Below are 12,422 nucleotides of genomic sequence, written 5' to 3'. Positions count from 1 at the left end.
CTCCCACCCTCACCAGAGTCCGCATGGCCTACGCCCGCATCGAAGCGGTGAACCGCCCCGAGATCTGGATCGACCTACGCCCCCGCACCGAAGCGGAGGCGGAAGCCAGAGCCATCGACGCCCGCGTCGCCACAGGCGCCCACCTCCCCCTCGCCGGCCGCCTCCTCGCCGTCAAGGGCAACATCGACGTCCACGGCCTCCCCACGACCGCCGGCTGCCCGGCGTACGCGTACACCCCGGACGCCGACGCCCCGGCCGTCGCCCGCCTCCGCGCGGCCGGCGCGCTCGTCCTCGGCACCACCAACCTCGACCAGTTCGCCACGGGCCTGGTCGGCACCCGCTCCCCGTACGGCGCCGTCCGGGGCGCCCACGACCCGTCCCGCATCAGCGGCGGCTCCAGCGCGGGTTCGGCCGTCGCGGTGGCGCTCGGCCTCGTCGACCTCGCCCTCGGCACCGACACGGCGGGCTCCGGCAGGGTGCCCGCCGCCTTCAACGGCATCGTCGGCCTGAAGCCCACCCGGGGCCTCGTCCCCACCACCGGTGTGGTCCCGGCCTGCGCCTCGATCGACTGCGTCACGGTGTTCGCCCGCACCCTCCCTGAGGCGGAACAAGCCCTCGCGCACATGGCCTCCCCGCCCGGCCGCACCCTCCCGCCGCTCCCCGCGCGCACCCCGGGCCCCTGGCGCGTCGCGGTCCCCCGGCCCGAACAGCTGGGCGAACTGGACGAGGGCTGGGCGGAGGCGTTCGAGGCGACGGTGACCCGTCTGCGGGCCACGGGCGCGGACGTACGCACCCTCGACCTCACCCCGTTCACCGAGGCGGCGGCCATGCTCTACCAGGGCGCCTTCGTGGCCGAGCGTTACACGGCGGTCGGCGCCTTCGTCGACAAGGCGATCGCGGACGGCGTCGACTCCCTGGACCCCACCGTCGCGGGCATCATCACCCGGGCCCGGGACATCCCGGCCCACCGCCTCTTCGCCGACCAGGACCACCTGGCCGCCCTGCGCTCCCGCGCGCTCGCCGAACTGGCCGACGCGGACGCCCTGTTGCTGCCGACGACACCGGGCCACCCCACACTCGCCGAGGTGGCCGCCGACCCGCTGGGCGCCAACGCGCGCCTCGGCCGCTTCACCAACTCCACGAACCTCTTCGACCTGGCGGCGGTGGCCGTCCCCGCCGGTGAGGTGAACGGTCTCCCCTTCGGCGTGATGCTGGTCGGCCCGGCTTTCACGGACGACCGCCTGGCCCGCCTCGCCGCCGCACTCCAGCCGGAAACCCGACTGGCGGTCGTGGGAGCCCACCTCTCGGGCCAGCCCCTGAACCCCCAACTGCTGTCCCTGGGCGCCCGCCTGGAACGAACGACCACGACGGCACCGGTCTACCGCCTCCACGCCCTGCGGACGACCCCGCCCAAGCCGGGCCTGGTCCACGTGGGCGAGGGCGGCGCCCCGATCGAGACGGAGATCTGGCGCCTCCCGGCAGCAGGCCTGGGCCGCCTCCTGACCACCCTCCCCCACCCCATGACTCTGGGCTCCGTGCAACTCTCCGACGGCACCCGAACCCCCGGCTTCCTCTGCGAGCCGACGGCCCTGGACAACACCGAGGACATCACGCACCACGGCAGCTGGCGCACCTACCTGACCCACACCCAGCCGACCGACCCGACCTAGAACCCACGACCTCAGACCGGACCCAGGGGCGCGGGGAACTGCGCGACCAGCCCCCACCGGACCCGCACCCGACGACCGACCCGACGACGCACCCCCACGCCCGGCGGAGCCTCACCCCACCGACGAGTAAGCCACGACCCCCCTCAACACCCCGTCCACAGCCTTACGCGCACTCTTCCCCACGGTCGACCCAGCCGGCGCCGCCGCCGAGATCTGCCCCAGCACATCGATCACCTGCTTACACCACCGCACGAAGTCACCCGCCGGCATCTCCGCCTCCCGCAGCACCTCGTCGAGCCCCGACCCCGAAGCCCACATGTACGCGGCCCAGGCGAAGCCGAGATCCGGCTCCCGCTGCCCGACCCCCTCGCTCTGCGTGATCCGGAACTCCTCCTCCAGCGCGTCCAGCCGCCCCCAGATCCGCACCATCTCCCCGAGCGCGGCCTTGGCGTTCCCGGACGGCAGCTTCGGCGCCATCGCGTCGTCCCCGACACGCGCCTCGTACACCAGCGCCGAGACGCACGCCGCGAGCTCCGCCGGCCCGAGCCCCTCCCACACGCCCGCCCGCAGACACTCACTGGCGAGCAGATCCAGCTCGCCGTACAGCCGGGCGAGCCGCTTGCCGTGCTCGGTGACCTCGTCACCCCGCAGATAGTCCAGCTCGGTCAGCAGGGCGACGATCCGGTCGAAGGTCCGCGCGATCGTGTTCGTGCGGCCCTCGATACGCCGCTCCAGCTGCGCGGTGTCCCGCTTGAGCCGGTGGTACCGCTCGGCCCACCGCGCGTGGTCCTCCCGCTCGTCGCAGCCGTGACACGGATGCGCCCGCAACTCGGCGCGCAGCCGGGCGATCTCGCGGTCGTCCGCGGCGGCGGCCCGCCGCTTGCGGTGCCGGTCGGGCACGAGATGCCCGGCCTTGGTGCGCAGCGCCGACGCCAGATCGCGGCGGGACTGCGGCGAACGCGGGTTGAAGGACTTCGGGATCCGCATCCGCTCCAGCGCCTCCACCGGAACCGGGAAGTCCATCGACGCCAGCCGCTTGACCTGCCGCTCGGCGGTCAGCACCAGCGGACGCGGCCCGTCGTGCTGCTCGAACCCCCGGTGGCCGTTGGACCGCCCGGCGGGCAGCCCCGGATCCAGCACCAGCGCGAGCCCGGCGTACTTGCCGGTCGGCACGTGGATGATGTCCCCGGGCTTGAGCTTCTCCAGCGCGACGGCGGCCTCGGCGCGCCGCTGCGCGGCGCCCTGCTTCGCCAGCTCCGTCTCACGGTCCTTCAGCTCCCGCCTCAGGCGCGCGTACTCCTCGAAGTCCCCGAGGTGGCAGGTCATGGATTCCTGGTAGCCCTCGAGACCCTCCTCGTTGCGCTGCACCTGCCGGGAGATCCCGACGACCGACTTGTCGGCCTGGAACTGCGCGAACGAGGTCTCCAGCAGCTCGCGCGAGCGGTGCCGCCCGAACTGTTCGACCAGGTTGACCGCCATGTTGTACGACGGCTTGAAGCTGGAGCGCAGCGGATACGTACGGGTGCCGGCGAGCCCGGCGAGGTGGTCGGGGTTCATGCCCCGCTGCCACAGCACCACCGCGTGGCCCTCGACGTCGATGCCGCGCCGCCCCGCGCGTCCCGTCAGCTGGGTGTACTCACCGGGGGTGATGTCGGCGTGCTGCTCGCCGTTCCACTTGACGAGCTTCTCCAACACCACCGAGCGGGCGGGCATGTTGATGCCGAGCGCGAGGGTCTCGGTGGCGAACACGGCCTTGACCAGGCCGCGTACGAAGAGTTCCTCGACGACCTCCTTGAACGTCGGCAGCATGCCCGCGTGATGGGCCGCGATACCGCGCTCCAGCCCTTCCAACCACTCGTAGTAGCCGAGGACATGGAGGTCCTCGCGGGGGATGGAGGCGGTGCGCTCCTCGACGAGGGCGCGCACCTTGTGCCGGGACTCGTCGTCGTTCAGCCGGAGGCCCGCGTGCAGGCACTGCTGGACGGCGGCCTCGCAGGCGGCGCGGCTGAAGATGAAGGTGATGGCGGGCAACAGGCCTTCGGAGTCGAGCCGTTCGATGACTTCGGGACGGCTCGGGATCCAGATCCTCGACCGCTGTCTGCGCTCGCGCTCCCGGTCGGCCTCGCGCATGGAGCGGCCGCGGCGGCGGTCCTGGAAGGAGGGCCTGCTGGCCTCCATCCGCGCCATCCGGGTCAGGTCCGGGTTGACGGCCTTCTTGCTGCCCTCGCCCTCCTCGAACAGGTCGTACATCCGCCGTCCGGCGAGCACGTGCTGGAACAGCGGCACCGGCCGGTGTTCGGAGACGATCACGTCGGTGTCGCCGCGCACGGTGTCCAGCCAGTCGCCGAACTCCTCCGCGTTCGACACGGTGGCCGAGAGGGAGACGAGGGTGACCGACTCGGGAAGGTGGATGATCACCTCTTCCCACACCGCGCCCCGGAAGCGGTCGGAGAGGTAGTGCACCTCGTCCATGACCACGTACCCGAGGCCGAGGAGGGTCTGGGAGCCCGCGTACAGCATGTTCCGCAGCACCTCGGTGGTCATCACGACCACGGGGGCGTCGGAGTTGACGCTGTTGTCACCGGTGAGCAGACCGACCTTGTCGGCGCCGTAACGGCGGCACAGGTCGGCGTACTTCTGGTTCGACAGGGCCTTGATGGGTGTCGTGTAGAAGCACTTCTTGCCCTGCCCCAGGGCGAGGTGGACGGCGAACTCGCCGACGATCGTCTTGCCCGAGCCGGTGGGGGCGGCCACCAGGACGCCCTTTCCCGCCTCCAGCGCCTGGCAGGCCTCGATCTGGAAGGGGTCGAGACCGAAGTCGTACATCTCGCGGAAGGAGGCGAGCGCGGTGGCCTGCTCGGCAGCGCGCCTACGTGCTGCCGCGTACCGCTCGGCCGGTGAGAGGTCCTCTGTCATCGTGCTTTCGAGCGTACCGGGCCCCACTGACAACAGGACGATCATTATCCGGATCGTGGCACCGTCGAGATCCGGGCGCCCCGCCGTCTCAAAGAATCCTTGCCCACCCCACAGGGGCGAACTAATGTTCCCACTCGGTTCAGGGCGATGATCTCGAACCAGTCGGTGTCCCTCTGTGCGCACACCGGATCTCGGCACCCGCGGCCGGCGCGGCCGCCGACGAGGTGCACCGCGGCACCCGCGGCTGCATCAACTACTCGTGGGGCGACGGCACCGTGAACTGCGCGAACAAGGACGGCCGTTGCTGAACCGGTCCGTCCGAACCGGTCGTCCGAACCGGTGCGAGCCAGCACCGGCTGCGGGACCACGTCAGCCTTGTCATGACGACGGCAGTGGGCCCCACCGAAGGTTCTCGGTGGGGCCCACTGCCGTCGTCGTCACCGCACACACCGCGGCGGCCGTGCTCAGGTGGCGTCGTCGTACCCGTTGATCCGTTCCCGCTCGGGTTCCACCTGCGAGGGGAGCGCCCTGCTCGCCGAGACGGTCTCGACCTCCCCGACGTCCTCGGGGGTGAGGTCCAGCTCGGAGGCCTCGTCGTCCGCGGGGCCGAGTGCGTCGCGCTTGCGCCTGCGCTTGTCGTTCAGCAGGGAGAACCCGGTGGCCACGAAGTACAGCAGGATGATCGGCGCGGCGAGCGAGAGCATCGAGACCGGGTCGACGGTCGGGGTGGCGAACGCGGCGAACACGGTGACACCCATGATCATGGCCCGCCACCAGCCCAGCATCCGCCGGCCGGTGACCATGCCGGTCATGTTCATCATGACGAGCACGAGCGGCAGCTCGAAGGAGAGACCGAAGACGATGACCATGCGGGTCACGAGGTCCAGCAGCTCGTCCAGGGGCAGCAGGTTGACGGCGTTGTCAGGGGTGAAGTCCAGCAGGACCTCGGCAGCCGCGGGCAGCACGTGGTACGAGAAGTAGGCACCCACCATGAACAGGGGGAAGCCCGCCGCCACGAAGGCCATCGAGTAGCGCTTCTCGTGCCGGTGCAGGCCGGGCGCGATGAAGGCCCACAGCTGATAGAGCCAGACCGGGCTCGCGATGACCACACCGGCCGTCAGGGACACCTTGATCATCAACGTGAACGGGCCCATCAGACCCGACATCGTGATGTTGCCGCAGGCTCCCGTGCTCTCCTTGGCGAGCTCGGTGAAGTCCCGCGTGCACCCGACGGACTCCTGGACCGGGCGGGTGAGGAAGTTGATGATCTCCTGGTAGAAGACCAGACCCACCACCGAGGCCACGATGATGGCCAGGAGCGCCTTGCCCAGCCGGTTGCGGAGCTCGCGAAGGTGCTCCACGAGGGGCATCCGCCCCTCGGGATCCTTCTCCATGTTGCGGGCAGACTTGAGCAACCCACGTTCCCATCTCGTGCGGCAGGCCGGAGGTCGTCTCCGGCCTTGCGTCAGCGCTTGGTCGTGTCCGTCGGCTCGGTGACCGGGCGCGAGCTGGTCACGTCGCCGGGGGCGGCCTGGATGGTGCGCTGCGCCGGGGCCTCGTCGTGCGGCGGGGCGGACGCGGCCGTGGTGTTGTCCTGGCCGTCGGACTTCATGGCCTTGGCCTCGCTCTTGAGGATGCGGGCGGACTTGCCCAGGGAGCGCGCCATGTCCGGAAGCTTCTTCGCACCGAACAGCAGGATGATGACGACGAGGATCAGAATGATCTCGGTGGGGCCGAGCCTACCCATAGCTGTCTACCTTCTTCACCGAGGCGGCGGGTGGGGGCTGTCCGACCAGTCGGACATGTGTCCGAACGATCGTACTGGCAGCGATCGTAACGCTCAGGGGTGAACGTGAGGCAATCCCTCTGCGTACTCCCGATCCGCGACCCGGGCCTCGTTCTCCGTGCCGCGACAGGCAGCGTACCTGCCAAAGGTGAGAAGGTGACAGGGCGAAGTGGCGCAAAACGCACCGCGCTGTCAACTCACAGGGGCCTCGGCCGTCACTCACACGGCATCCACGGAACGGGCCGCGCTCGCCGTCGCCCGCTCCAGGTCCTCCGCGGCCCGGCTGATCCTCCGCGCGGACTCCGCGACCTGCGCACCCAGCCGCCTGGCCTCCAGGAAGACCCGCACGGCCAGTACCCCGAGCACGACCAGTCCGACAAAACCCACAGCCACCGCGAACATCGCCCAGAACATGAGCCGACCCTAGCCCCTGGCCCTACCCCGCGGAATGCAGCCTGAGGGTCCGCACCCCGCCCCCCGTCAGCAGCTCGACGATGCGCTCACCGGCCGGCTTGCGGACGGCGGTGCCGCACTCGGGGCAGGTGAAGGAGTAGAAGGTGGTTTTGCTGGTGGCGCCGATGGCCAGACGCAGTGCGCCCGCGCCCAGCTCGAAGTTGGCCCGGCAGTCGGGGCAGCCGGCTCTGAACACCACGTCGACCGCCTTCCTCATCCCCGCGAAGGCGACCGCCACGGTCATCTCCCGGATCTCCTGGATCTCCTGCACCCCCGACTTCACACCGGACTTCACGCCGGACTTCACACCCGACACAACCGACCCGCCGCTCACAGCCCTCGTATCTCCCTTTTCCGGTCGTACGCCGTCGTCGTCACGTCTCGCCGTCCCCGGTGCCACCGCCGCGCGGACCCGCCGCCACGCGGTCCCCGCGGTCCCGCGGTCACGGTCTCGTCGGCTCGGCCTCGTCGTAGGCCGCCAGCGCCTCACGGGCCGCCCGGCGGGCACTCTCGGCGAGGTCCTGCGGGGAGACGATCCGGCCGTCGCGCCCGAGCCGCAGCGCCAGGCGCCGCAGCGAGGCGGGGTCCGGGGTGCGCAGGCTGATGCGCAGCCCGCCGTCCGGCAGTTCCTCGGCACTGTCGTGCGGGTAGTACTCGGCGACCCAGCGCCCTCCCGGACCGACCTCGACGACGACCTCGGGGTCCTCGGCGGCCGGCTGCACCAGCGCCTCCGACAGATCCCGCAGTTCGATCTCGGGCGGCGCGGACGGCTCGTCGAGGATCTTGATCTCGGCGACCCGGTCCAGCCGGAACGTACGCCGGGCCTCGGAGCGACGGCACCAGGCCTCGACATAGGTGTGACCGACGCTGACCAGACGGATCGGGTCGATCTCCCGCTCGGTGACCTCGTCCCGGGCGGGCGAGTAGTAACGGATCCACAGCCGCCGGCGCTCCGAGATGGCCCGGTCGACGTCCGCGAAGACCCCACCCTCGGCCTCGAAGGTGACCGACAGGCGTGAGCTGGCGCCCGCCGCCTCCCCGGCCGCGGTCTCGACCTTGGCGGTGGCCCGCAGCAGGGCCTGCCGGTCGCTCTCCCGCAGCCCGGGCAGGGTGGCGACCGCGCGGGCGGCCACCAGCAGGGCGGTGGCCTCGTCGGCGGCCAGCCGCAGCGGCTCGGCGGCCTCCGCGCCGAGGGCGGCCGGGTTGTGCCACCAGATGCGCTCGCCGTCGGTGTCGATGTCCAGCAGATCACCGCCGCGGAAGCTGGTCCCGCACATGGGCAGCACATCGAGGTCCGACACCAGCTCGTCCTCGGTGATCCCGAAGGCACGGGCCACGTCCTCGATCCGGGCGCCGGGCCGCTCCCGCAGATACGTCACCAGGGAGAGCATCCGCCGGGTCTGGTCGATGGCGTTCGCCGGCCGGGCCGGTTTTCCCACCACGTTCTTACGTCCCCTCAACCCTTGGCCACGGCACGCAGCCGGTCCACCACATCGGCCCGCAGCTCGGCGGGCTCCAGGACCACCACATCGGGCCCGAACTCCACCAGCCAGGCATCCAGACCGTGCCCGTACGGAATCTCCAACTCGTCCCAGCCGTCCCCGAGTTCCCGTACGAGGGAGGCCTTCGCGCGCAGCGGGTAGCCGGCACCGGAGCGCAGCCGGATCAGCGCGGAGCGGTCGGCGGTCTCCCCCGCCCAGCTCGCGACCGTCTCCCGCACGGTGACGACGTCGGGGACGTCGGCGGTGAAGGCGGCACCCCGGCTGCGGACCTTGCCGGTGATCCGGGAGAGCCGGAAGACCCGCTCGGCACCCCGGTCCCGGTCGAAGCCGGCCAGATACCAGTGACCGCGCCAGCACTCCAGCGCCCACGGCTCCACATGGCGGGGCTCGGGGCGCGCGGCGGTCGCCTTGCGGTACTCGAACACGACCGGGCGCCGGTCACGGCACGCCAGCATCAGCGGCTCGAACGCGGCCTCGTGCACCGGGATGCGCGGCTCCAGCGCCCCATGGGCCTCGTACGGGTCGACGTCCTCGGGCAGCCCGGCCGCACGCAGCTTCTGCAGGGCGCCGCTGGCGGCCCCGGCGAGGCGAGCCTGCTGCCAGACCTTCGCGGCGAGCCCGAGGGCCGCAGCCTCCTCGGCGTCGAGCGTGATCGGCGGAAGGCTGTTGCTGTCGCGACGGGCCAGATAGCCGACCTCGCCGTCGAGGTTCTCCACCGTCTCGATGACCAGGCCGAGTTCGCGCAGGTCGTCCTTGTCGCGCTCGAACATGCGGTTGAAGGAGTCGTCGGAGCCGGCTTCCAGATAGGCCTCGATGGACTCGCGCAGCTCGCGCTTGCTGAGCGGCCGCCGCGTCCCCAGCAGACACAGCGCCAGGTTCATCAACCGCTCGGCCTTGGCAATGGCCATCGACGCCCTTCCTCCGGGTGTTTCCGCGGCACGACCGTACCGCTACGAAGCGTCGCGGCAAAAGCCGAGGGTCCATGCCCGAAAAGGCATGGACCCCAGACAGTCGGGACCGGTCACGGCACGATCACCGCAGACCCGGCATTCGACAGATCAGACCCCGAGAAGGTCGACCACGAAGATCAGCGTCTCACCGGGCTTGATCGCCGGAGTCGGGCTCTGGTTCCCGTAGGCGAGGTGGGCCGGAATGGTCAGCTGGCGACGGCCACCGACCTTCATGCCCTGCACACCCTGGTCCCAGCCCTTGATGACACGACCGCCACCGAGCGGGAAACGGAACGGCGTCCCACGGTTCCAGCTGGCGTCGAACTCCTCACCGGTGGAGAAGGACACACCCACGTAGTGCACGGTGACGGTCTGGCCGGCCTGGGCCACCTCACCGTCACCCTCCCAGATGTCCTTGATCTCCAGGTCCGCCGGCGGCTGGCCCTCGGGAAAGTCGATCTCGGGCTTCTCGATGCTCACTGCTCTGGCTCCTATGTCGTACGAACGTCATGCGCGATGCCTGACGGGCAACCTGCCCAGTCTTACATCACAGCCAGAATGTCGACGGCGAAGACCAGCGTGGAGTTCTTCGGGATGCCCTGCTGCTCCTTGTCACCGAAGGCCTGGTCCGGCGGCACGACGAGAAGCACCCGGCTGCCGACCTTCTTGTCCACCAGACCGTCCTTCAGGCCCTTGAGCGTCAACTGGTCCAGCGGGAACGTCACCGTCTTGCCCGTGTCGTACGTGCTGTCGAACTTCTTGCCACCCTCCCAGAGCAGAGCGACATAGTTCACGACCACACTGTCCGTGTCCTTCACGACGGCGCCGTCGCTCTCCAGGACGTAGTTCGAGACGAGCTTCGTCGGCGGGCCGGCGTCCTTCGGCATGGTCACCGTGGGCGCCTTGCCGTCGGTGTTCGTGCCGACCTTCGGCAGGTCGATGTCGTCCTGGGCCACTTCCGCACCCTTCGCCGAGGCGGGGATCGTCGTGCCCTTCACGATGTCCACGACGAAGACCAGCGTGGCGTTCGCCTTGATGTCGCCCTGGCCCTGCGCCCCGTACCCGAGATCCGGGGGGATCACCAGCTCCACCCGACTGCCGACCTTCTGGCCCTCCAGGCCCTTCTCCCAGCCCTGGATGACACCGCCCGCCCCCAGCGTGACCGGGAGGGTCTGCTTCTTGTCGTAGCTGTTGTCGAAGGGCTCCGACTCGTCGTACTCCTGGCCGAGGTAGTTCACCTCGGCGACATCACCCTTCTTCAGCTCGGCACCGTCGCCCTCGCTGATGACCTCGACCTTCAACTCCTTCGGCGGGTCACCCTCCCCCTTCGCGAGGGTCGGCTTCTCCCCGAACTCGGCGCCCTTGGTGATCGCGGGCACTCCGTTCTTCGTGGAGGCGGAGTCGGAGCCCTTGTCGTCGTCACTACCGCAGGCAGCTGCGGAGAGCAGCAGCAGCGGCACGACGAGAAGGCCGGCAATTCGGCGCACGTGTTCCTCAGATCTCAGACGGCACTCTGGTCGCCCGCCACTCTAGGGCGTGCGACGGGCCCCGTACGAGAACGTACGGGGCCCAGGGCCGGTTTCCTCAACCGAAGGTCACATGCCCGCGATCAGCTTCTCCACCCGGTCGTCCACCGAACGGAACGGGTCCTTGCACAACACGGTGCGCTGTGCCTGGTCGTTGAGCTTCAGATGCACCCAGTCGACCGTGAAATCCCGACGCTGTTCCTGCGCGCGCCGGATGAAGTCACCGCGCAACCGGGCCCGAGTGGTCTGCGGCGGAACCGACTTGCCCTCGAAGATCTTCAAGTCATTGCAGATGCGGGTGGCTTGACCTTTCCTCTCCAACAGGTAGTAGAGGCCACGACGGCGGTGGATGTCGTGATACGCGAGGTCTATCTGCGCGACCCGCGGATGCGACATGGTCATGTTGTGCTTGGCCCGGTACCGCTCGATGAGCTTGTACTTCATCACCCAGTCGATTTCGGTGCCGATCCGGTCGAGGTCCTCCGCCTCGATGGCGTCCAGCGTGCGGCCCCACAGCTCCAGCACCTGCTCGACGGTGCCCGTACGGATACCGCGGCGCTCCACGAAGTCCACGGCCTTCTCGTAGTACTCGCGCTGCACCTCCAGCGCGGACGCCTCCCGGCCACTGGCCAGCCGCACCTTGCGACGGCCGGTGATGTCATGGCTGACCTCGCGGATCGCCCGAATCGGGTTCTCCAGGGTGAGGTCACGCATGACCGTGCCCGCCTCGATCATGCGCAGCACCAGGTCGGTGGCACCGACCTTCAGCAGCATGGTCGTCTCGGACATGTTCGAGTCGCCCACGATGACGTGGAGACGGCGGTACCGCTCGGCGTCCGCGTGCGGCTCGTCCCGGGTGTTGATGATCGGCCGGGAGCGGGTGGTCGCCGAGCTGACGCCCTCCCAGATGTGCTCCGCGCGCTGGCTCACGCAGTACACCGCACCGCGCGGCGTCTGCAGCACCTTGCCCGCGCCGCACAGCAGCTGCCGGGTGACGAGGAACGGAATCAGGATGTCCGCGAGACGGGAGAACTCCCCGTGCCGCGCCACCAGATAGTTCTCATGGCAACCGTATGAGTTGCCCGCCGAGTCCGTGTTGTTCTTGAAGAGGTAGACGTCGCCCGCGATTCCCTCCTCGTGCAGGCGGCGTTCGGCGTCGACCAGCAGTCCTTCGAGAATGCGCTCGCCGGCCTTGTCGTGAGTGACGAGTTCGGTCACGTTGTCACATTCGGGTGTCGCGTATTCCGGATGTGAGCCCACGTCGAGATAGAGGCGGGCCCCGTTCCGCAGAAACACATTGCTGCTGCGGCCCCATGACACGACACGGCGGAAGAGGTACCGCGCCACCTCGTCAGGAGACAGACGGCGCTGTCCCCTGAACGTGCACGTGACGCCGTACTCGTTCTCCAGCCCGAAAATGCGGCGGTCCATGACTGAACATTACGCCCGATCCACCGAGCTGAAACGAGGTTCGGCAGCACGGTTTGGATCATTTTCCGATGAGACCGCAACCACCGCACCCCCGGAAGGAACAGCGAGAACCCGCCCGGTCGCCAGCAGAACCAGCAACGACACGGCCCCCGCCGCACCCGGCACGACGAACCCCCACAGCGTCCCGC

11 protein-coding genes and 1 pseudogene are annotated in these 12,422 nt (G+C 69.7%); 1 reads left to right on the top strand and 11 read right to left on the bottom strand.

Features of this window, described 5'->3' with window-relative positions; genetic code table 11:
* Positions 1 to 1,670 (top strand): allophanate hydrolase (gene atzF / locus P1P70_RS30175; protein WP_319243325.1); only part of this gene is annotated, 1,670 nt, incomplete at its 5' end.
* A gap of 111 nt (positions 1,671 to 1,781) precedes the next feature.
* Here the strand turns inward: atzF and P1P70_RS30170 are convergent.
* The 11 genes and pseudogenes from P1P70_RS30170 to P1P70_RS30120 form a co-directional block, all read right to left on the bottom strand.
* Positions 1,782 to 4,631 (bottom strand): DEAD/DEAH box helicase, encoded by a 2,850-nt coding sequence (locus P1P70_RS30170; protein ID WP_319243323.1) that lies wholly within the window; start codon positions 4,629 to 4,631, stop codon positions 1,782 to 1,784.
* A 419-nt stretch (positions 4,632 to 5,050) separates the two neighbouring features.
* Positions 5,051 to 6,001 carry a twin-arginine translocase subunit TatC gene (tatC, locus tag P1P70_RS30165; protein WP_319243321.1) on the bottom strand — a complete coding sequence of 317 codons (951 nt, stop codon included), beginning with the start codon at positions 5,999 to 6,001 and terminating at the stop codon, positions 5,051 to 5,053.
* A 50-nt stretch (positions 6,002 to 6,051) separates the two neighbouring features.
* The gene (gene tatA, locus P1P70_RS30160; RefSeq protein WP_319243318.1) at positions 6,052 to 6,333 is read right to left on the bottom strand and encodes a Sec-independent protein translocase subunit TatA; all 282 of its coding nucleotides are present in this window, start codon (positions 6,331 to 6,333) and stop codon (positions 6,052 to 6,054) included.
* A 258-nt stretch (positions 6,334 to 6,591) separates the two neighbouring features.
* Complete coding sequence (locus P1P70_RS30155) at positions 6,592 to 6,786, bottom strand: hypothetical protein (RefSeq protein ID WP_319243316.1); 195 nt, start codon at positions 6,784 to 6,786, stop codon at positions 6,592 to 6,594.
* Positions 6,787 to 6,808: 22 nt separating this feature from the next.
* Positions 6,809 to 7,069 carry a hypothetical protein gene (locus P1P70_RS30150; protein ID WP_319243328.1) on the bottom strand — a complete coding sequence of 87 codons (261 nt, stop codon included), beginning with the start codon at positions 7,067 to 7,069 and terminating at the stop codon, positions 6,809 to 6,811.
* A 199-nt stretch (positions 7,070 to 7,268) separates the two neighbouring features.
* Entirely contained in the window at positions 7,269 to 8,267 is a 999-nt protein-coding gene (locus P1P70_RS30145) for a WYL domain-containing protein (RefSeq protein WP_319243313.1), read from the bottom strand.
* Between the two features lie 14 nt (positions 8,268 to 8,281).
* Positions 8,282 to 9,235: a helix-turn-helix transcriptional regulator gene (locus tag P1P70_RS30140; RefSeq protein WP_319243310.1), complete on the bottom strand. Its 954-nt coding sequence runs from the start codon at positions 9,233 to 9,235 to the stop codon at positions 8,282 to 8,284.
* 150 nt (positions 9,236 to 9,385) lie between these two features.
* Positions 9,386 to 9,757, bottom strand: a complete 372-nt coding sequence (locus P1P70_RS30135) for an FKBP-type peptidyl-prolyl cis-trans isomerase (protein WP_184896133.1) — start codon at positions 9,755 to 9,757, stop codon at positions 9,386 to 9,388.
* A 62-nt stretch (positions 9,758 to 9,819) separates the two neighbouring features.
* Positions 9,820 to 10,764: an FKBP-type peptidyl-prolyl cis-trans isomerase gene (locus tag P1P70_RS30130; protein WP_319243307.1), complete on the bottom strand. Its 945-nt coding sequence runs from the start codon at positions 10,762 to 10,764 to the stop codon at positions 9,820 to 9,822.
* A gap of 108 nt (positions 10,765 to 10,872) precedes the next feature.
* Positions 10,873 to 12,234 (bottom strand): Pup--protein ligase, encoded by a 1,362-nt coding sequence (pafA, locus tag P1P70_RS30125; RefSeq protein ID WP_013004876.1) that lies wholly within the window; start codon positions 12,232 to 12,234, stop codon positions 10,873 to 10,875.
* Positions 12,235 to 12,243: 9 nt separating this feature from the next.
* A pseudogene (locus P1P70_RS30120) lies at positions 12,244 to 12,422 on the bottom strand (MFS transporter); the annotation flags it as partial.

This window comes from Streptomyces sp. MB09-02B, from assembly GCF_033794485.1.
Classification (GTDB): Bacteria; Actinomycetota; Actinomycetes; order Streptomycetales; family Streptomycetaceae; genus Streptomyces.
Note: the sequence above shows the minus strand (reverse complement) of the source record. Positions and strands in the feature narration are given on the sequence as shown.